Here is a 20,475-nt window from a genome sequence, read left to right as displayed (position 1 = left end):
GAAAAAAGGAAGGTTGTACAGAAATGTTAATCTCAAACAACAATTACCATTGAGTTACCTTTACATTTCCACTACAATTGACCTACTAAGCCTTATTACCTAGAACCTAGCAAACTAGTCATTCATGAATAATATATGGCAAACTATGCGAAAGCATAGGACGCAAAGCCACGGATCTGAAATCCAAGTATGATCGCCGGGTTGCTACATCTCTTGAACGAACTTCGAATCAGGGGAATGCCCAAGGCATTCCCCTGATTTTTTCATCTTCAATACTTCACCGTGCAGGAGGACCCATCGTGGAGGGACAAGCTCTTCTTCCCCATCTCAATGCTCGCAAATGGGCCATTTTCATCGCCGTCGTCCTTTTGGCCGTCGCCATCGAGAGCCAGCCGCTGTCCCTCGTCTACGGCATCTCTCTCTCCTTCGGCAGCGTCATGCTGTTTGCCTCGATCGGCCTGCTCCGGCTCCGGTACGTGGCGCTCGGCGCGCTGGCGGTCTATGGCGCGTGCATGATCGCGTTCGGCCACTCCCCCTTCGTGCTCGTACATCTTGGCGAACTGCTGGCCGTCGGGCTGTTAAGCCGCAACAGCGCCAAGCCCCTTTTCTTCTGGGATGCCTGCTTCTGGGCGGTCATCGCCCTCCCGACGGCATTCGTCCTGCACGTCGCCGATCACCAAACATCCGAAATCATTCTGGCGCTGCTCGTCGGCGCGACCAATAGCCTGATCAACGCCACGCTTGCCGGCATCGTCGTCAAATATTTGCCGGTCTGGATTCGCATGACCCCGAAGACGAAGCAGCCGATCCACCTGAAGCAGGCGTTGGCTCACTTCACGCTCTTCATGATTTTCGTTCCCTATTTAATGTACTTGTCTATCGGCAGCACCAATATTACCGACACGTTGGAACGCAATACCCTTCACCAGTCGGAAGGCACGGCCGGCAGCATCAAGGAAGAGCTGAGCCGCTGGACCTCCGAGGAATATCGCTCCGTGAAGCTCGGGTCGGATATCCAGATCGGCTACCTGCAGAACATGATTACCAAATACACGAGCGAAGGCTTGTCGATCATTACGGTGACCGACAACAAGAACCGGATTATCGCCGACAGCCAAGGCTCTCCGTACGGACTGAAGTTCACCCGACTTCAAGCCGACGTCCAGAAGCAATTTAACGACCGGTTCTACTTGACGCTCCCGGCCAATGCCCATACGCGTCAAACCTGGCAGGATGCCGGTTATCTCTACATTCAGGAAGTTCCGCAGGCATCCATGACGATCTACATCGATACGCCGCTCGGTCCGTTCCTCGACTCGATCTACGAGGAATATTTCTACCACTTTCTGAACCTGATGCTGTGCGCGCTCGGGGTCACGGTGCTCGTGCTGCTATTCGGCCGCATGCTGACCGGCACGATTACGGAGCTGGCGGCCACCACCGCGAACTTGCCCGACCGGCTCAAACGAATGGAGGCGCTCGAATGGCCGACTAGCGGCATCATCGAGTTCAACTCGCTCATTCAGAACTTCCAGCATATGTCGCGCGACTTGTTCCGGCTATTCCAGGAATCGTCCGATGCGAACAGCAAATTGAAGGATCAGACCGCCAAGCTGATGATCTCCGAAGAGAAGCTCCAGCATCTGGCGTATTATGACGGTCTGACCGGATTGCCGAATCGGCTTCACTTCTCCAATCACCTGCTGCGCGTGCTGGAGGAGCACGAACAAAGCCAGCAGCGAGTCGGCCAATCGGTGGCGGTCATGTTCGCGGATTTGAACCGCTTCAAGCAGATCAACGACACGTTGGGCCATGCCGCGGGCGACGAGCTGCTGCAGCGGGTTGCGGAGCGGTTCGCCCGCTTCGAGTCCGGACAATGCCGCATTTTCCGCCTTGGCGGCGACGAGTTCGTCTTCGTGCTCGTCTATGAGGACGAGCCGCTGCTGCACGAGACGGCGGACGCGATCTGCCGCACGTTCAACGACGCTATTTTGCTTGCGGGAACCGAGCTTTACGTTTCCGTCAGCTTGGGCATCAGCGTCTATCCGCGGGACAGTCACGATCATGATTCTTTGCTGTCGCATGCGGATATGGCGATGTACCAGGCGAAGGAACAGGGAACCAGCTGTTATCGATTCTTCGATGACGAGATGAACCGATACCTCTCGGAGAAAATGCAGCTGGAAAACGGACTGCGGAGCGCGATCCGCTCCGGCGAGTTCAAGCTTCATTACCAGCCGAAGATGGCGATCGACACCGGGCGCATTAGCGGCGTAGAAGCGCTTATCCGCTGGTATCATCCGAATCTCGGCCTCATCCCGCCGGACCGCTTCATCCCGCTTGCGGAAACCTCCGGCATGATCGCCGAGATCGACGCCTGGGTCATCCGGGAAGCGTGCCGGCAGAACCGCATCTGGACGAGGCAGGGCATGCAGCCGCTGCCGGTCGCCGTCAACATCTCCGGCCGCCATTTCGAGCAGGGCGAGCTCCCGCAGCTCATTCAATCGATCGCCGCCGAGACGGGGATGGATCTCCGTCTGCTGACGCTCGAGATAACGGAGGGCATCTTCATCCGCAACCACGACAAAGTCGTCGCGCAGCTCGAAGCGCTTCGTTCGCTCGGCCTTCGCGTTTCCATCGACGATTTCGGCACCGGCTATTCGTCCTTGAATCAGCTGCAGCGCCTGCCCGTCGACGAGGTCAAGCTCGATCGCACGTTCATGAAAGGGATCGCGAACGATCCGAAGAAGTCCCGCATCGTCGGCGCCATCGCCGAACTGCTGCGCAGTCTGCAGCTGCACGTCGTCGTCGAAGGCATCGAGACTCGGGAGGATTACCGCTATATCGAGAAGCTCCAGTGCGAAGAAGCGCAGGGCTATTGGCTTAGCCGGCCGCTGCCGGCGGAACAATTCATATCCTTCCTGCAAACGCACGCCAAGGAAGATCGGGAGGAAATATCGTGACCAATCGCAAGATGCACCGCTTCGGCTTGACGCTTATCGCCGCTATGCTCGCCGTCGGCCTGACCGGGTGCTTCGCCTCCGGCTCCGGCACGAAGCGGCTCGGCACGGAGAATGAATCCGCATCCGCGCAAACGCCGCCTGCCCAAGAAACGGACAAGACGCAGGAGATTGATCCGAACATTGGCTCGGAGCTTACGCTATGGGTCTACTATAAAGGCTTTGACAAGCTGATCCCGCAGTTCCAGAAGCTCTATCCGAACGTGAAGGTGACCGTGAAGGATTTCCTGTACGCCTCGTACGAGAACGAGTTCCTGCAGGCGCTGGCCGACGGCGACGTGCCGGACGTCATGCTCGTGGACAGCGCGCAGTTCGGCTCTTTCTCCTCGATCAAAGGGGTGGAGAACCTGCTCGATCCGCCTTACAACGCCGGCCAATACGAGAACGATTTCAGCGAAGCGTTATGGCGCAGCAATATGTCGCTGGATCGGAAGCGGCTCGTCGGCTTCCCGCTCTCCAGCTCGCCGATCGTCACTTACTATCGCAAGGACATTATGGACAAATACGGCTTTCCCTCCGACCCGAAGGCGCTCGGCGATTATATGGCCAAACCGGATAACTGGCTGAACATGGCCAAGACGCTGAAGAAGGACGGCATCTATTTGACGCAGTGGGACCCGGAGATCGTCTTGAACTTCGAACGTACGCAAAGCTTCTTCGACGACGAGCTGCGCTTCCAGCGCAACAACGACCTGTTCAAGAATGCAATCGATATCGCCAAAGTCGTCCATGACCTCAACCTGGCCGCGCATCTCGACGTCTGGACTTCCAGCGGCGAAGAAGCCGTGCGTAAAGGCAACATCGCGATGATGTACATGGGCACATGGGGCGGCGATCAAATCAAAGCGTGGGCGCCGGAATCCGCCGGTCTCTGGCGGGAGACGCGGCTTCCGTTCGACCTCTACGGCTGGCAGAACAGCGCCAACTTCATTCTCCCGTCCGAAGGCAAGCACAGAGAGCTCGCCTGGAAGTTCATCGAGTTCTACGTCACCGAGTCGAGCAAGAACGGCATGGCGGGATCGGTCCCGGCTTATTTGCCGGCGCGCGGCAATCCGAAGGAGCTGGCCTCCGTCAATCCGTACATGGGCAACCAGCCGGTATACGCGCTGCACGAGGAACTCGTGGGCAAAATGTCCGAGCTCGTGACGACGCCTCTCGACGCGAAAGCCGCGGCCATCTGGGATAAGATGCTCGCCCAAGGGATCGAACGCAAGATGGACACCGCCACCATGCTCGACGGCATTGAAGAGCGCATTGTCTCGTCGCTGGCTACGGAGCTCGACATTTTGAAGCGCAATCTGGAAGAGTCGTCGCCTTGACCGTCCTCCTGCCGGCGAGCGTCCGCGTCCGTTCATGCCGCTTTCCATAACAAAGAGCCGCAGATTTGAGATCTGCGGCTCTTTGGCGCGGTTACGCGCTTGTATATTCCCTAATTCCGACTGCGGGATACACGGGTGCGGAATAAAGCCAAACCGACCACGATGAGCGCCACGCCTGCTAACTGAATCGGCAAATGACTGCCCTCACCCGTTTTCGGCAAGGTAGCGACAGGTTTTGCCGGTCCCTTCGGATCGTCATTGCCTAGCGGAATCGGGTCCACGGTAATATCGATGAAGATTTCTTCCGTATTTCCATCCGGATCGGTGACGATAATCGAAATTCGGTCTTTCCCCACGAAGCCGGCATCCGGCTTATAGGCCCACGTACCGTCCGGATTGACTTTCACCGTACCATGGTCCGGCTGCTTCGACACGACGGCCGTGCCGCCGAGCGGCACTTCAACCTGTCCCTCGATCGTCTCGTCCTGCGTCGTCGTCTCGCTCACGACAGGAGGATCTACCGGTTTCGGGGTCGGCTTCGTGCCAGGGCTTGTTGTTTCCGGGTCAGTTGTGCCTGGATCGGTTGTGCCTGGGTCAGTTGTGCCAGGCTCCGCAGGTCCTGGGTTAGTCGGATCTGGATCGACAGTTCCCGGATTCGTCGGTCCTGGATCGATTGGTCCCGGACCCGGGCCTGGCGGCGTGTACTTCTTATTGGTCACGGTCAAATCCACGTTCGCCACGCCGGCAATCGTCACCGGATGGTCCGTACCATCCAGCTCGTAGCCCGCAGGCGCCGCTTTCTCCACCGCGACATAGTCGCCTAGCGGAAGCTTCTCGAACTTCGCTTTCCCGTCGGCGCTAGTTGTTTGAGTGGCCACCAACGTGCGAACAGGGCCTGCCACGCTGTATAGTTCGAACGTGGCGCCGCTCAGCGCGACCGCGCTATCCGCGGCGTCCGTCTTCGTGATCGTCAGCGAACCTTCGATCGGCCCCGTCGGCGGAACAACTGTCTTCTTGTTCGTAATCGCTACCTCGAGCGCGGCCTTCGCGGCCAAGGTGACCGGGTGCTCTGTCGCATCCAGCGCATACCCCGTAGGCGCAGCGGTCTCGATCAAGATGTAACTGCCGGACAACAGATTACGGAATACAGCTTTGCCGTCCGCATCCGTCGCGAGCGACTTCACGAACGTCTTCGCGCTGCCCGATACGCGATAAAGCGCGAACGTGGCGCCGCTTAGCTTGACCTGGGTCTCCTCATCCTTCTTCAATACGGTCAGCGAGCCGCGGTCGCCGCTGCCGGTCCCCGAACCGCTGGAGAGACCGATGATGATTTCCTTCGTTGTCTCGGTTACGCCGACTTTGACATTTTCGCCCGTGAATTCCACGTCGTTGAATACTTTGTCGCCGTTATCGGCCGTAATCATCGTCGTTTTGTATTCGAGAATATAGGCGGTCTTGATTTCATGGAGGAACTTCAGTTCGAAGTCCTCGCCGCCGCCCGTCTTCGCGGTGATGACGATCGAATAATCCGTCCCTTCCGTCAACTCCCCGCTTGCTTTCGAAACGCTGCCGTTGGCGCCGATTACCGTCTCGTAGACGTGGAACGAATCCGTCACGTAAATTTGGCCGGCGCTTGCGCTATCCTTCACGGTTGCTTGCTGCACCGTCGACTGGCCGCGGTTGATCGCGACGGTCCATTTCAAATCCCATCCGTCCTGCGCGCCGCTCTTGCTGACATATTCGCCGCCATTCGGGATCGTTACCGTCGCCGTCCAGTTCTTGGACTCGACAATCGACCCGTTGGTCAATTGCGCGGCGTTGGCGATCGAGCCGTCCAGGACGAGACCGTCCACGCTAGTCTTGAACGTCAAGATGTAGCCTGTCGTAATGGCCTTCTTAAAGCTTACTTTCAGCTTTCCGGAGGTCTCGTCATACTCGACCGCGTAATCGCCGGCCGGCACCGAAGCGCCCTTGGCCTGTTCGCCGTTGACCGGGACGATCATTTCATGCAATTCCAGCGAGCCCGGAATCAATTTCTGTCCCTCTTCCAGCGTATCCTCTAACACTGCCTCATTCAACGATTTGCGGTTATAGTTGGCGCCGATTGTCCAAGCGATCGTTTTATCGACCGGGTTGTAGGAGCCGAATTTATAGCCGTTGCCTTTCGTCGCATTGTTCGGCGTGAAGGTCGTCGTGACCGACAACTCTCCCGAAGTAACTTTCTCGTCCCATGTCAAGGCGGCCTTGTTCGGGAATACCGTGCTGCTGCTCGCCAATCTCCAATCGTAAGCGAGCCAATCCTGGCTGTACTTCGTGGTATAAGTAATGATATAAGGCTCATTAATAATGGGCTTAAACGTTACTACCAGGCGTGCGTCCTTGGATGCCGGGTCCAAATTCAAATCCGCCGCCACTGCCGCATCCTCCAACCCGCTTTGGCTTTTCACCGCAATGGAACCCGTTTCGATTTTCATGCCGCCTTGCGTAAACCAATCCGTCAACTTCGCATTCGTCATCGTAGCGCTGTCGCCGTTAACGACGATTTTCCAATTGACGGTTTGGTTCTGATAATCAACCGCCGCAATCGACTTTGTCAGGACGACTTGGCCGATATCGCGGCTGGCGCCTGCCTTCTCCGTTCCCCATGTCACTTCGTTCGCAATCTTATCTTTCGCTTCGACGCGTTCGTTGGCGAACGTATTATATTCGATCCGGTAGGCGGACGAAATGCTGTCTTTGAAGGTGAGTTTGAACGTATTGTTCGTTGCGCCCGCGTTATCGATCTCAACCGTATAGGCGGACGGATCGAGCGCCGCACCCTTGGTCGGATTCCCCGCCATGTCGAACGTTACCGGATAGACGGCGACGGAACCGACGTCATACGACTGCGTTTTCTTGATCGTATCGGTCAATTCCGCGCCCGCGGGGATCGTCGATCCGCGATAGTTGAATTTGATCGCCCAGCTCAGCGTTTGATCGCCGGCGCTGTACCCCGTCGATTCTTTGCCGAGCGACGGTCCGTAGGACGGGGTCACGGTCGCGGTTGCGCTTCGGCTCTCTTGGTTGTCGCCCGAGAACGCAGCCGTGTTCGAGAAGGAGGCTTTTGCAGCGTCCGCAATGGGCGTCGTGAATTTAACGCGATAGGCGGAGGCAATGGCATTTTTGAAACTGACTTTCAGTACGCCTTCTTCCACCAATGCCGTATATTCGCCCGCGACGACTTTCGCTCCTTCCGTAACGGAACCGTCCAACTGGCTGGACAGCTTGTACACCTCGACTCCGGTAGCATCGGCCAACGAGAGTCCATCCGGTATCGGATCCGTCACGATCGCGTTCTCCACCGTTTTCATTACCTTGTTGACATCGATGGACCAGGTAATGCTCTTCGGGTTATATCCGTCGGGCGTACCTTTCTTCTCGATAACGGTCGTTGTATCAGGTTTGAATAATAGGACGAATTTTCGTTCGAAATCTTTAATTTTGATGACGATTTCCTGCTCGACATTGCCTTTAATAATCTGTTTGTCGAATTCGGCCTTCAACTGCATCGTGCCTTTGACGTTGTCGTAATTCTCGATATAGTCGTTGAACGTCATGACGATCCGGTGCTCGCTGGCGTCGACCGTGAATTGACCCACTTTGCCGCCGTCCTCAAGAACCAAATCCGCCGTAAAATCGGTGTAGAGCTTGAACGATTCCGGAATGTCGAACGAGAACGTGTCGTCCGCCTTATAGCCATGTCCGTTCGGAAGTTCCCATTTAAAGTCTAGATTCACCTTGGCGCCCTGCTCGTACACCGCGTCGGTTACCGGCGTGCCACTCGCGTCCAATATCGTGAGGGTTGCATCCGTAATAATATTATTGCTAATCTCGGCCGCGCTGGCATGCCGAAGAAAACCCGCAGAGCCCGTCAATTGCGCCACGATCATGACGAATACGAGGGCGCTCGCAATCTTACTGTACATCATTCTGAATGGCATTTTGCGCAAACCTCTCTTATCTATTGGTTGATTTTGGAGCACTTTCTTGCGAATGCGGTCCTCCTTCTATAAACTATTAAGTGACTAAACCGCAACTATTTTATATGAATATACAAAAATATACAACCATATTCCGCCAATTTCTCAGAAAGGCAGCCGATACCTATGATCAAAAAATTCGTACCTTCTCTATTTATCCTCGTTGGTATATTGGTCTTACTCTATCCTACTTTAGCCGATCGCTATGAAGGCTACCGCCAACAGCGGATTCTGCAGGCCTGGGAGAGCAACCTGCGACAGTTGGATATGCCCGAACCGGAGATGCCGGCAGTATCTTCCCCGACATCGGCCGCCCAACCGGATAAGCCGAAGACGAAGCCCGCGGCCGCGAAGACGCCAACGGCGATCGGGGATGCTCCCGTAGAAGGGCTTCTGGCGATCGAAGCCATCGATTTGAGATTGCCGATCGTTACGGACGCCACGCCGGCGCACTTGAAGCTCTCGGTCGCCAGCATGCTGCATACGGGCAAGCCGGGCCAAGTGGGCAACTATGCGATTGCCGGCCATCGAAATCGTACCTACGGCAAAAATTTCAATCGATTGGATGAAGTGAAGATCGGTGACGTGATCGTGGTAGAAACGAAGGAAGCGACCTATCGCTATGTCGTGGATTCCAAGCAATACGTCTTGCCTACGCAAGTAGAAGTACTAGAGGGCAATGGCCGCGACCGCGAAATTACGCTCATTACCTGCCACCCTATGAAAAATCCGACTCATCGATTGATCGTAAAAGGCAAAATACAAGAAAAATCTACAAAATAGGAATAGCCAACCGCCGTAATATGTAGTAAATTGGTACTAGTTAGTATGAAATCCGGTGCTTTCTACCGATAAAGGCAAACCTAGCGAAAGCTAGCGACGCAAAACTAAAGGGCCTTCCTTGACGCGAGATGACGCGGCCAAGATGGCAGCCAGTTTCCGAAGGGAGAGCTTTTTGTGTTCAACAAGCCACTTGTCGTGCTGCTTCTCATTCTCGCCGCGTTCGTCTATTCGGCGCCAACGGTCAAGGCGGATTCAACCGCCACCGTCATTGATCTCCAACGCTTGGACAAAGGAATCATCAAGGTTCATTACCAGCCACCGGCTAATGTCAAAGCCATCGTTCGGATTACCAAAGACAGTGCAAGCTACGACTATCCGCTGTCCGCCGCTAGCAATTACCCGCTTCAACTCGGCAACGGGAAGTATACGATCCTGATCGCCGAAGCGGCCGGCGGCACCAAATTCAAAGTCGTGCATAAAGAATCGGTGGAACTGAAATTAGCCGATCAGAATGTGGTGTTCAAGCAATCCAGCCCGATCGTGAATTGGAACGCAAACAATCTTGCCGTTCTGAAAGCCAACCAGCTCATCAAGAACGCCAAGACCGACCAAGACAAAATCAAGGCCATTTATGCTCACATTACGAAGACATTCAAATACGACAACGCCAAAGCGGCCAACGTGAAACCGGATTATCTGCCGAGCCTTGACACCGTTTATAAATCCACAAGCGGCATCTGCTACGATTACGCGGCTACCTTCGCAGCCATGGCAAGAAGCGTAGGTCTTCCCACCAAGCTGGTCGTCGGGTACGAGAAGAATCACCCGAACGTCCTGCATGCCTGGAACGAAGTATACCTGGAACAGACCGGCAAATGGGTCACGATCGACACGACTTATGACGCGGGAAAAGTTCAGGCGGGACAAGCTCCTTCGTTGTTTAAATCAGCTGCCGCCTATTCGATGACTAAATTCTACTAAATAATCTTACACCGGCCATTCCCGCATGAAACACAGGGAATGGCCGGTCGTTCGTCCAATCCTCTCTTAATCTAGCGGCATATTCTAAGATGAACGTAACTACAGGAGGTGATTGATAGTGGCAGTATTTTTGGATTCCAAAACCTCGCAGAACGCAAGCTATGCGAACTCCATTGCGATCCCGATCTCCATCCTCGGCACTCCGACGCTCGTCGCGCAGCAGACGCTTGACCTCTCCGCAGGCAACGCCAACCTGACTCGCGTCGCGTTCACGGGCACGCTCGCGCTGCAGCTCGGGCTGCTGCCCGTCGCCACGAACGTGACGATCGGGGTTTATCGCGGACTCGACACGTCCGGCGTGCTCGTCTACTCGGCTACCGAGAATATGAACATCAACCTGCTGGGCGCCCAAATCTTTTCGATCGCGGGCTCGGACTTTAACGCGCCGAACATCGCAGGCGTTGCTTACACCGTGTTCGTCAGCGTCTCCGCTCTCGGCGTTACGCGTGTCGGTCCGGAAAGCTTTAACTTTACGGCCGTCACCGACTAACGCAGCTTGAACGGCCGGGTCCATTCATCCTGGCAGACGAGCTGCTCTATCCCCAAGAAACTTGAAAGGGCAGCCAAGGAGGCTGCCCTTCTGTTTTCGGCTTGCGCCGGATATTTATTCGGTTAACAACAAGGACACTGTCTACACGGCACGCTGCTCTCCTGCTCCGACTCGTAGAGCGCGTACGACAGCTGCCGGAAACCTTTGGCCCGCAAAAATCGCGCCGCCCGGTACACCTCGGAAGGCTTCCCGCCCAGCAGGACGAGCGGCCGCCCCGCTTCCACATGTCTGCGCCAGAACGAGCTAAGCCGGCCGAGCGACAAATTGACCGCCCCATTGTAATGTCCCTCTTCGAACTCCAAGTAGTCCCGCACATCCAGCAACTGCATGTCTTTCCCCGCCGCCATCCCGGATAGGTCCCGCAGCGCATACTGCCGCAGCCCGCGGACGGGCGCGTACTTGCGATACATCCAGTAGCCGATCGCCACTACCATAATTAGACCAAGCAAACGAAACATTGTCGTTCCTCCCTCAGCTCATGTCCCGGATTATTCGATGCATACCGTCATAATCGACTGCGCCAAGCAGCCTTGCATGGATGATGCCATCCGGCGCGATGAATACCGTCGTCGGATACGTGCGGATGCTGTACGCCGCCATCGCGGCCCCTTCTTCATCCAGCACGATGGGGAATGTCGTGCCTTTCTTGTCCGCGAACGCCCATACGGCGTCCGGTCCGCGCTCCGTGGTCGTCATGTTCACCGACAGGAGCACCACCTCTTCATTCTCGTACCGGTCGTACAGCTTTTGCATATGCGGCATCTCCGCTTGGCAAGGCGGACACCAGCTCGCCCAGAAATTCAGGACGACGATCTTCCCCTTGTAATCGGAGAGGGCAACCGGCTTGCCGGCCCGGTCCAGAAACCCGATATCGGGCGCCAACTGGCCTTTCTTCGCCCCGATCTGCACGCTTCCTGACGCGGCTTGCGACACGGCGAGCGGGTCATGCGCAGCCGGGAACCGCACCTGCATAACCGCCGTTAACGCCAAGCTGCCGAGGAGGACGCCCGAAGAGAGCTTGCGCCAATCGGCAGACTCGCGCCGCGCAATGAGCCAGATAGCTAGCAGCAGCGCAAGGAGCGTCGCCAACAGCCAGCGAATGGACCATGTTTCGGTGAACCATGGCTCTACGGCCATGAACGCCCCCGCAGCGCCGAAGGCCACAATACAGTAAGTCTCCGCCGCCGCCAACAGACCACCCTTGGCGCGATGCCTTTTGTACAGCAGATACCCAGCCGATACGACCGACGCCAACACGGCCCCTTTGGATCCGCCGCTAAAATACAACAGCGATCTCCACTCCGCCATAACTGTAACCGGATCGAATACAATTATACTCGCTTTCCAGACGATTAGCCAGAGGAAAACCGCCTGCAGCGCGTCCGATGCTTGCGATTGCGGCAGCGCGACCCGTTTCGATCGGATGCGCACTCCTAGCACCCCGGCCAATCCGGACAACAGGTACACCGCAATTTCCAGGTTCAGCGCCAGTTGACCTGCCTGCACCGTATACATTCCGCCTACATCCCCTTTCGCATGGCAAAGGCCCTACGCTTGAGCAGGCAGGGCCTTTCCGACATGCTTATCGTCCATCTTACATACGCGCCTCCGCGGCGCCGGTCTCGACTTCTCCGGAATGAAACGCCCCGCTATAAGACGGCTTACCCGTTTCACCTTGCTCGTCGATTCCTTGTTACTTGGCTTCCCTTAGCGCGCCTGTTCTCCGTTCCAGGCGGAGATGCCGCCCTTCAAATGCGCGATGCGGCTATACCCCTTCCGCTTCAGCAGCCTTGCCGCACGCTTGCTCCGAACGCCGCTTTGGCAGTAGAGATACACGCTGCGATCCTTCGGAATCTCGCCTAGTCTGCGGCCCAGCGCGGACAACGGAATATTGACCGCCTTCGGAATCGCGCCCCGGCGGAACTCGCCCGCTTCCCGAACGTCGAGCAGCAGCGCTTCCTTGGGCGCTTCCGCAAGCGCCCGGTTGAACTCGCGGGCAGGCAGCGTCCGCAAGCCTCTCACCGGACCGAACTGCAAATACAGCAGCCACAGGACAAGCGCCGCGATCGCGATATCTATGATCGTATTGAGATTAAACGTCATCGTACTTCCTACCTCCGTAACATAAAAAGAAACCGGCATGCGGAGCATCGAGACGGCGCGCCGGGTACGATGGCGGTGTAGCTCAACCGTATCCGGCAGCGAATGGCTGCGTTGTTAATCGCCAACCGGTTCACCGCTCGGCCAGTCTCAACCCGATACACCTATGCCGCCCCGGCAGTCGCGCCTACCGACCGCCGCCGTCCTTCCAGCCGTCCTCGCCCACTATCTGCTCTTCACCAACAGTTCGATCGCCTGCTTCACCTGCTTGCCGGTATCGCCGCCCGCCGCCTGCTCCTCCAGGATGCAGTGCTGCAAGTTTTCCGCGACGATCTGGGCGATCGCCTTATCCGACGCATTGCGCACCGCCGACAGCTGGCTGACGACGTCCTTGCAGGACTGGCCTTCATCCATCAGGCGCAGCACGCCCCGGATTTGGCCTTCGATGCGGCGAAGCCTCGTCTTCATCTCGTCGGTGTATTGGTATTCCATCCTGCTCTTCCCCCTTCCAGGTGTATCACATATACGCGTATGGGTATAGTATAAGGCAAAACGAAGGGTCGTACACCTTAAATAAACAGATTCACGTTGCCGTCCGACGCCTCGCCGAGATACGTCGCGACGCCGCCGAGCTCGAGATCCTCGATCAGCTCTTCCCGCCGCAGGCCGAGCAAATCCATCGTCATCGTGCAGGCGACCAGCTTGACGCCCTGCTCTTGGGCCAGCTCGATCAGCTGCGGCAGCGTGAGCGCGTTATGTTTCCGGATGACGTGCTTGATCATTTTCGGCCCCATGCCGGCCATGTGCATTTTGGAGAGGCCCAGCTTGTTCGCGCCGCGCGGCATCATCCAGCCGAACATCCGCTCCAGCATGCCTTTATTCGTCGGCGCCGAACCGTCCTTGCGCAGCGTGTTCAGCCCCCAGAACGTGAAGAATATCGTTACGTCGTGATCGTAGGCCGCCGCCCCGTTGGCAATGATGAACGCCGCCATCGCCTTGTCGTAATCGCCGCTGAACAGGACGATCGTCGTTTTCTTGTTTGCTTCCATTCCGATCCCCCTTTAGACCTTCCGCACGTAGAACGCGTAGACGCCGCCGTCCTCTTCATGACGCACCAGCTCGTGTCCGGTCTGCTTCACCCAAGCGGTAAAATCGTTCACCGCGCCTTTGTCCGTCGACAGCACCTGCATGATTTGGCCCGCGTTTAAGCCGCTCATCGCTTTCTTCGCCTTAACGATCGGCATCGGACATGCCAACCCTTTCGTATCGACCACCATGCTGATTTCCATAGCCTCGTCCTCCTTAGTTATCGTGAATGGCGCAGCGGCTCGGTCCGCTCTCCATCTCGCGTTGTTCTTCGATCGCGGGCGTTAGGCGCCCCATGTTCGTTTGGCGGATCGCTTCATAGGCATTCGGATGCCGCGGCAACTGTTCCGTCACCATCCGGCGAAATGCCGTCTCGTCCGCCATGTTCAGGCCGGGATTTCCCGCGAACAGATCGCCCAACCGCGCCGCCACGGCGCCGCGCTCCCCAAGCTCCTGCCAGGAGCCGAAATGCGCCGGCAGCACGATCAGTTCCTCCGGCAGCGCCCGATACCGTTCATACAGCGTCTCGTGCAGATCGCCTGCCCAGTCTTCCGCAAGACCCGCGAGGTCCGGGCGTCCGATTGACGCGACGAACAAAATATCGCCCGTCAACAGGTACGTCCCATCCACGAGGAACGACGTACTGCCGATCGTATGACCCGGCGAATGCAGCGCATGAATCTCGATCGTCGCGCCGCCAACGGCAATGCGCGCGCCATCCGCCAGCTCGGCATAGTCGAACATCACCTCTTGCGCATCCTTCGGCGGCAGCCAATACGTCCCGCCCGACTGCAGCGCAAGCTGCCGTCCGCCGCTGATATGGTCCGCGTGCAAATGCGTGTCGAGCGTATGCCGAATGCGCGCGCCGCGTTCCTCCGCCACCCGCAGAAACGTCTCCGTCATGCGCGGCGCGTCGATCACCGCGGCTTCGCCGCTTGCGAAGATCATATAGGAGAGGCAGCCTTTGCCCATCCGCACGAACTGATAGAGCTCGCCTCCGCCGCGAAGATCGCCGATCTTCACCGGGCGCACGTACTCGCTCCACGCCTTCATCCCGCCTTCCAGATAGCGCACGCCGCTTACGCCCGCCTCGGCCAGCTGCCGAGCCACGAATACCGACGAGCCTTCCTTGGCGCAGACGACGAGCACCTCCCGATCCGCCGGCAGTGCCGCAAGCGCCTCATCCACCCCATCCAGCAGCTCGAAATAAGGAATATTGACCGCTTCAACCCGCTTACCTTCGATTTTCCAATCCGCATAATCGGCTTCGTTGCGCACATCCAGGATAAACAACCGCTCCCCGCCGATGATGAGATTAGCCGCCTCCTCTGCTTTCATGCTGCTTATGCTCGCTGACGTTGTCATTCTCTCGTCCTCCTCCTATGCCTTCCGTTCGAGGGGACCGCCCCAAGCGGACATCCCCGGAATCGTGTTGTAGATGATGACAAAACCAAGTCCTTCAAGCTGCCTGCAAGCCAAATCGCTGCGCGTCCCCGTGCGGCAAATGACGTAGATTGGCGCATCCTTCGGCAGTTCGTTCGCGCGCTTCTCCAGCTCGCCCAGCGGAATCGATACCGCGTCGGGTATCCGGCCGAACGCGTGCTCCGCGGGTTCCCGGACGTCCAGCAGCGTCAGCGTCTCCCCGCTGGCCAGCTTCGCCTGCAGTTCCTCGTTCGTCGCCGTCCGCGCGAAGGGCTCCCCGCCGAGCGCGTCATCCGAACTCGCCTTCCGGATAAAATGCCGCAGGTTCTCGCCATCCGCCACCGTCCCCAGATAGTGATGGCCCATGGAGCCGGCCCAGCCTTGCAGATCGGCCAGCGATCCTTTGTCCGTCGCCTGCACTTCGATCACTTGACCGGCCTGAAGCTGATCCATCGCCTTCTTCGTGCGCACGATCGGCATCGGACAGGCAAGCCCTTTGCAGTCCAAAATGAAGTCCGTCGGTATCGATGATGTTCCGGACATTTCCCGTTCTCCCTTTCTGAATCAGTTACATATACCCCTATAGGTATTGTAATAGATAAAAAAATTTGGTCTTCTTCAGGTGAAATGCTGTATGTCCAGCCTTGGCTGTTCACACAAACCAATTCACCTTTCCCATCCCTTCTCGTCATTCCGCTCAGTTACGATTTCCGGTTCGTGCTCGCCACCAAGTTGCCCCGCCATTGGAGCAGCCCGCCGGTCAAGTTGATCACATCGTATCCGAGCGACTCCAACAGCTCGCACGCCAGTCCGCTCCGATTGCCGCTGCGGCATACGACCAGCGTCTCCCGGCCGCCGTCCAATTCGGCATGCCGCCGGCTCAGTTCGCCCAACGGGATGGAGATTGAACCTTCGATATGACCGTCTTCCCATTCCGCAATCTCGCGAACGTCGACGATTTGGAGATGTTCTCCTCCCTGGCCCAACCGTGCTTTCGCTTCTTCCGTTGTCATGGATTTCGCAAATTTCCCTGCCATTCGTGCCCACTCCTTAACGCTGTAAAATGATATCGAGCCATATTTTCAATGCCGTTAACGCAATGAGCGCGGCCAACAACCTTTGCAGCCACACGGCTCTCAGACGCCTTCCGAGCCTCGCGCCCATCGGCGATCCCGCCAAGCTCGCCGCTACCATGACCATCGATGGAATAAGCAGCATATGGCCGCCCAGCGCCTTGCCGATCGTGGAGCCGATCGAAGAGAGGAACGTAATCGCAAGCGAGGACGCGATCGCCATCCGGGTCGGGATCCGAAGCAGGACGAGCATGATCGGCAGCGTAATGAAAGCTCCTCCTGCGCCGACGATACCGGACATCACGCCGACGACCGCCGCGCTGCCTGCCGCGAGCCCTGTGTGGAACTCCGGCTGCGACGCATCTGCGTCCTCTATCTTACGTTTCGGCAGCAACATCATCATGGCGGCTGCGAGCGCCAGCAGCGCATATGCCACGCGGATTCCCGATTCGGGTACGAACGAAGAACTATAGCTGCCCGCCAAACCGCCCACGGCGATCGGTATCCCCATGTATTGCACCAATCGGACGTGGATTAGCCTACTACTCTTCCAGTAAGCTAACGTACCCGATAAGGTGGCGAATAATACTTGCACCGCCCCGATCGCGGACACCTCATGCGCGGAAAATGCCACGAACCCCAGCGCCGGCGGAACATACAGCAACAGCGGAAAATTCACGATCGAACCTCCGATGCCCACTAACCCGGACAGGAAAGCACCGGCCCAACCAATCGTAAACAACACCAATAACCAGCTCACATCCGCATGCATGCATCAAACTCCTTCCAAAGCCAATCAGTCCAGGAGCCCAACCGTTTTATACATATACCCCTATGGGTATTATGATAGTCATACTGATTGTTGTCAACACCGAAGTGGGTTGGGAAATACAGGGGCGTTTCTTGCTGCAAGTAAACCGTCTGCTTAACGTCTATTTACTAGCCGGCCGATTCACCCTTGTTGGACCTGATCTCTACATTCTCTGACGCGGCTCACAACGGAAACGAGCGCACACCGCAGACGGGTACTGCACCAGCGAGACCTGTCCTTAAGGTCCATCCCCTCCAATGTGTTCATTCACGCAAAAAACCGCAAGCCTGATCTCAGGCTTGCGGCACCTCTCCATATCCTTACGTTATTCAGCGGCCTCCGCGATAGCACCATTCGGCAGCTTCGTCGCTTTGACCTTGCCAATGCGTTTGCGTATGACTTCTTCTACTCGGAACAGCACGCCTTCGAGCTCCACCGTAGGTTGTTCGCCTTTGCGCGGAATCGTGCCCAGCTCGCCGATCAGGAATCCGCCCAGCGTGTCGTATTCATCTAGCGGCAATTGAATGTCGAGCAGCTCGTTCACTTCGCGCAGGGAGATGAGACCGTTAATGAGGTAGGTGTCCGCATCCAGCTGTTCGATTTCTTTCTCGTCGTCGTCATGCTCGTCGAAAATATTGCCGACGATTTCTTCGATTAGATCTTCGATCGTAATAATGCCGGCCATGCCGCCGTACTCATCGATCGCGACCGCCATGTGGACCTTCTTCGATTGCAAATCGTGGAATACGTCGTCGATCGGCTTGGATGCCGGTATGAAGTACGGCTTGCGCAGCAGCTTGCTCAACTCGAATTGCTCCGCGCAGCCTACGTTGATGTACGGGATAAGGTCCTTCGTGTGAAGAATACCGACGATATTATCGTGATCCCCTTCATATACCGGGAAACGCGTGTATTTCTCCAAATGCGCAACCTGAATCAATTCCATCAGAGTGATCGTCACCGGAATGCTGACGACGTTCGTCCGGTGCGTGATGATATCCAGCACGTTCTTGTTATCGAACTCGAATATATTGTGAATCATGCGCTTCTCGGTTTCCTGAATCGCGCCGTTCTCGTTGCCCACGTCCAACATCATGCGGATTTCTTCTTCGGTGACCTGCTCCGTATTCGCATTCGGATCGACGCCTAACAGCCGAACGAGCACGTTGGTCGATAACGTCAGCAATTTAACGAAAGGCGACGTCACTTTCGAAATAATCGTCAGCGGCGTAACCGCGAACATCGCGATGCCTTCCGCCTTCGTCATCGCCAGTCGCTTCGGTACCAGCTCGCCGAAAACGAGCGTGAAGTAGGACAGAATAAGCGTAATGATAATGAGCGAGATGGTCTCCAGCATTTCGATCGAAAGCGGTACGCCCGCATCCAACAGCACTTGGGCCAATCCGCCGGCGAACGATTCGCCCGCGAACGCGGAGGCCAGGAACCCCGCTAGCGTAATCCCGATTTGAATGGTCGCCAAGAAACGGCTTGGTTCGCTCAGCAACTGGACGAGCAGCTTGGCTTTCTTATGACCGTTCTCGGCCATGGCTTTGATCTTGTTGTCGTTCAGCGAAATGAGTGCGATTTCTGAAGCGGCAAAAAAGGCATTAAGCACAATAAGCAAAATCAGGACAACAATTTCTATGGACAAAACAATGGACCTCCCAAGATATTTTACAAACAGCTTGCTACAAACAGCTATCTTTGTTTATACGCAGCAAATCGGAAAAGTTGCATGATCTTAATGGGCAGCCGGTTGATTTCCATCGTCAACGCTGCTTTGTTTATCCTTCGCAACATGGCTCGCGTTTACGCAGCACGCAGCGAAAACGTTCGATGCCCGGATACGTCTCGCCCAAGCTGTACACGCGAAACCCGATTTTGGCATAAAATCCGACGGCCTCGGCATCCGTCTCCGCGATCAATTGCGCCGATGGCCGCGTCCGCATCCACTCGGCGATCATGCCGCTGCCGATCCCGTGGCCCCGGTCGCTCGGCCTGACCGCAAGATGGAGAAGCTCATATTCGCCGGTGTTCTCCTCCCGGATTCCAATCAGCCCTGCGAGTTCAGACGAGACGACCCGGCCGAACAACAAGCAACCGTCCTCCCGATAGCGAGCCCACGCGCGGTCTAGGCTAGCTGGGTCAGGCCAGATGCACATGGCCAGCAAGCGCTTGGCCTGTTCCGGATACCCGTAATCCGCTAACGGGATCAAAGCAGACTCCTCGCGAATTGTCACCGTTCGCCTCGCCTTCGATTCGGGATTTGCGCCATGCGCGCTCATGATCTTTATATTGTACCATAATTAGGGATGCCCACCATCATGCAACTTCGCTTGAACCAAAAAAGAAGCCGGCTCCGCGCGTGGCGAAACCGGCTTCTGCGTATGTGAAGCGAATGCTTGATCCGCTGCTTGACATGATGGCGCGCCCTGAGAGATTCGAACTCCCGGCCTTTTGATTCGTAGTCAAACGCTCTAGCCAGCTGAGCTAAGGGCGCATATTCACGTAATTAAAAGCATGAGCCATGTAGGACTCGAACCTACGACACCCTGATTAAAAGTCAGGTGCTCTACCAACTGAGCTAATGGCTCAAAATTGAAGTGGTGCCGCCGAGAGGACTTGAACCCCCAACCTACTGATTACAAGTCAGTTGCTCTACCAGTTGAGCTACAGCGGCAAGTTTATAAATGGCGGAGCCGACGGGATTCGAACCCGCGGTCTCCTGCGTGACAGGCAGGCATGTTAGGCCTCTACACCACGGCTCCGCAGAAAAAGGTAGTTATGAGCGGCAGGATTCGATCAAATGCAGCCTCAGGCCTAGGTTCCTTGAGCAAGCTGCGCATTAGGTCCACTCCGTGTCACTTCATGTTCGTTGGTAGCGGCGGAGGGACTCGAACCCCCGACCCTCCGGGTATGAACCGAATGCTCTAGCCAGCTGAGCTACGCCGCCATAATGGTGACCCGTAGGGGATTCGAACCCCTGTTACCTCCGTGAAAGGGAGGTGTCTTAACCCCTTGACCAACGGGCCTTCTTAAGATGCTCCATGCCCAATAAAAAAAACCACTCACGTTGGGGTGATTTCGTTTATGTGCATTATGAGATGCACCTTCAAAACTGGATACGAAACTTACATCTTCTTCAGCTGGTTTAATCTTTTAGGATAAGCCCTCGACCGATTAGTATTCGTCAGCTGCACGCATTGCTGCGCTTCCACCTCGAACCTATCAACCTGGTCGTCTTCCAGGGG

18 protein-coding genes, 6 tRNA genes, 1 rRNA gene and 2 riboswitches are annotated in these 20,475 nt (G+C 56.5%); of the genes, 5 read left to right on the top strand and 20 right to left on the bottom strand.

Translation table 11 applies throughout. The annotated features are described in order from the left end of the window. The first annotated feature begins 127 nt into the window (after positions 1-127). A riboswitch (cyclic di-GMP riboswitch) is annotated at positions 128-209 on the top strand. A 90-nt stretch (positions 210-299) separates the two neighbouring features. Both BCM02_RS27845 and BCM02_RS27840 read left to right on the top strand, forming a co-directional pair. Continuing rightward, positions 300-2,963: an EAL domain-containing protein gene (locus tag BCM02_RS27845; protein ID WP_148932416.1), complete on the top strand. Its 2,664-nt coding sequence runs from the start codon at positions 300-302 to the stop codon at positions 2,961-2,963. Next, entirely contained in the window at positions 2,960-4,339 is a 1,380-nt protein-coding gene (locus BCM02_RS27840) for an ABC transporter substrate-binding protein (RefSeq protein WP_148932415.1), read from the top strand. The genes BCM02_RS27845 and BCM02_RS27840 overlap by 4 nt, the downstream gene beginning before the upstream one ends. A gap of 110 nt (positions 4,340-4,449) precedes the next feature. Here the strand turns inward: BCM02_RS27840 and BCM02_RS27835 are convergent, their stop codons facing one another. Then, positions 4,450-8,319: a collagen binding domain-containing protein gene (locus BCM02_RS27835; protein ID WP_148932414.1), complete on the bottom strand. Its 3,870-nt coding sequence runs from the start codon at positions 8,317-8,319 to the stop codon at positions 4,450-4,452. Between the two features lie 165 nt (positions 8,320-8,484). On the opposite strand from BCM02_RS27835, the gene BCM02_RS27830 reads away from it, so the two are divergent. The 3 genes from BCM02_RS27830 to BCM02_RS27820 all read left to right on the top strand — a co-directional run bounded on the left by BCM02_RS27830 (position 8,485) and on the right by BCM02_RS27820 (position 10,672). Continuing rightward, entirely contained in the window at positions 8,485-9,141 is a 657-nt protein-coding gene (locus tag BCM02_RS27830) for a class D sortase (protein ID WP_148932413.1), read from the top strand. A 63-nt stretch (positions 9,142-9,204) separates the two neighbouring features. Then, positions 9,205-9,302, top strand: a riboswitch (cyclic di-GMP riboswitch). A gap of 13 nt (positions 9,303-9,315) precedes the next feature. Further along, entirely contained in the window at positions 9,316-10,122 is an 807-nt protein-coding gene (locus BCM02_RS27825) for a transglutaminase-like domain-containing protein (RefSeq protein WP_148932412.1), read from the top strand. 118 nt (positions 10,123-10,240) lie between these two features. Continuing rightward, on the top strand, positions 10,241-10,672 hold the full coding sequence (locus BCM02_RS27820) for a hypothetical protein (protein WP_148932411.1): 432 nt from the start codon (positions 10,241-10,243) through the stop codon (positions 10,670-10,672). 122 nt (positions 10,673-10,794) lie between these two features. Here the strand turns inward: BCM02_RS27820 and BCM02_RS27815 are convergent, their stop codons facing one another. The 19 genes from BCM02_RS27815 to BCM02_RS27725 all read right to left on the bottom strand — a co-directional run. Further along, complete coding sequence (locus BCM02_RS27815; RefSeq protein WP_148932410.1) at positions 10,795-11,190, bottom strand: rhodanese-like domain-containing protein; 396 nt, start codon at positions 11,188-11,190, stop codon at positions 10,795-10,797. Positions 11,191-11,203: 13 nt separating this feature from the next. Beyond that, positions 11,204-12,247: a TlpA family protein disulfide reductase gene (locus tag BCM02_RS27810; protein ID WP_148932409.1), complete on the bottom strand. Its 1,044-nt coding sequence runs from the start codon at positions 12,245-12,247 to the stop codon at positions 11,204-11,206. A 192-nt stretch (positions 12,248-12,439) separates the two neighbouring features. Continuing rightward, on the bottom strand, positions 12,440-12,835 hold the full coding sequence (locus tag BCM02_RS27805) for a rhodanese-like domain-containing protein (RefSeq protein ID WP_148932408.1): 396 nt from the start codon (positions 12,833-12,835) through the stop codon (positions 12,440-12,442). 222 nt (positions 12,836-13,057) lie between these two features. Then, on the bottom strand, positions 13,058-13,324 hold the full coding sequence (locus BCM02_RS27800; RefSeq protein ID WP_148932407.1) for a metal-sensitive transcriptional regulator: 267 nt from the start codon (positions 13,322-13,324) through the stop codon (positions 13,058-13,060). 77 nt (positions 13,325-13,401) lie between these two features. After that, positions 13,402-13,881: a DsrE/DsrF/DrsH-like family protein gene (locus BCM02_RS27795; protein WP_148932406.1), complete on the bottom strand. Its 480-nt coding sequence runs from the start codon at positions 13,879-13,881 to the stop codon at positions 13,402-13,404. A gap of 12 nt (positions 13,882-13,893) precedes the next feature. Further along, complete coding sequence (locus BCM02_RS27790) at positions 13,894-14,121, bottom strand: sulfurtransferase TusA family protein (protein WP_148932405.1); 228 nt, start codon at positions 14,119-14,121, stop codon at positions 13,894-13,896. A 13-nt stretch (positions 14,122-14,134) separates the two neighbouring features. Continuing rightward, positions 14,135-15,283 (bottom strand): MBL fold metallo-hydrolase, encoded by a 1,149-nt coding sequence (locus BCM02_RS27785; RefSeq protein WP_148932404.1) that lies wholly within the window; start codon positions 15,281-15,283, stop codon positions 14,135-14,137. A 15-nt stretch (positions 15,284-15,298) separates the two neighbouring features. After that, positions 15,299-15,883, bottom strand: a complete 585-nt coding sequence (locus BCM02_RS27780; protein ID WP_148932403.1) for a sulfurtransferase TusA family protein — start codon at positions 15,881-15,883, stop codon at positions 15,299-15,301. A 158-nt stretch (positions 15,884-16,041) separates the two neighbouring features. Then, positions 16,042-16,377 carry a rhodanese-like domain-containing protein gene (locus BCM02_RS27775; RefSeq protein WP_148932402.1) on the bottom strand — a complete coding sequence of 112 codons (336 nt, stop codon included), beginning with the start codon at positions 16,375-16,377 and terminating at the stop codon, positions 16,042-16,044. Positions 16,378-16,390: 13 nt separating this feature from the next. Further along, the gene (locus tag BCM02_RS27770; protein WP_148932401.1) at positions 16,391-17,185 is read right to left on the bottom strand and encodes a sulfite exporter TauE/SafE family protein; all 795 of its coding nucleotides are present in this window, start codon (positions 17,183-17,185) and stop codon (positions 16,391-16,393) included. 364 nt (positions 17,186-17,549) lie between these two features. Then, on the bottom strand, positions 17,550-18,875 hold the full coding sequence (locus BCM02_RS27765) for a hemolysin family protein (protein ID WP_148932400.1): 1,326 nt from the start codon (positions 18,873-18,875) through the stop codon (positions 17,550-17,552). A 133-nt stretch (positions 18,876-19,008) separates the two neighbouring features. Then, positions 19,009-19,464 carry a GNAT family N-acetyltransferase gene (locus BCM02_RS27760; protein WP_187434446.1) on the bottom strand — a complete coding sequence of 152 codons (456 nt, stop codon included), beginning with the start codon at positions 19,462-19,464 and terminating at the stop codon, positions 19,009-19,011. Positions 19,465-19,647: 183 nt separating this feature from the next. Then, a tRNA-Arg gene (locus BCM02_RS27755) sits at positions 19,648-19,724 on the bottom strand. A 21-nt stretch (positions 19,725-19,745) separates the two neighbouring features. Further along, positions 19,746-19,818: transfer RNA gene (locus tag BCM02_RS27750), tRNA-Lys, on the bottom strand. Positions 19,819-19,828: 10 nt separating this feature from the next. Then, positions 19,829-19,904 (bottom strand) — tRNA-Thr (locus BCM02_RS27745). An 11-nt stretch (positions 19,905-19,915) separates the two neighbouring features. Then, a tRNA-Asp gene (locus tag BCM02_RS27740) sits at positions 19,916-19,992 on the bottom strand. A 108-nt stretch (positions 19,993-20,100) separates the two neighbouring features. Continuing rightward, positions 20,101-20,177 (bottom strand) — tRNA-Met (locus BCM02_RS27735). 4 nt (positions 20,178-20,181) lie between these two features. Continuing rightward, positions 20,182-20,256 (bottom strand) — tRNA-Glu (locus BCM02_RS27730). 128 nt (positions 20,257-20,384) lie between these two features. Then, positions 20,385-20,475, bottom strand: a 23S ribosomal RNA gene (locus BCM02_RS27725); the annotation flags it as partial.

It is taken from the genome of Paenibacillus methanolicus (assembly GCF_008124765.1).
In the GTDB taxonomy this organism is placed as follows: domain Bacteria; phylum Bacillota; class Bacilli; order Paenibacillales; family Paenibacillaceae; genus Paenibacillus_Z; species Paenibacillus_Z methanolicus.
Note: the sequence above shows the minus strand (reverse complement) of the source record. Positions and strands in the feature narration are given on the sequence as shown.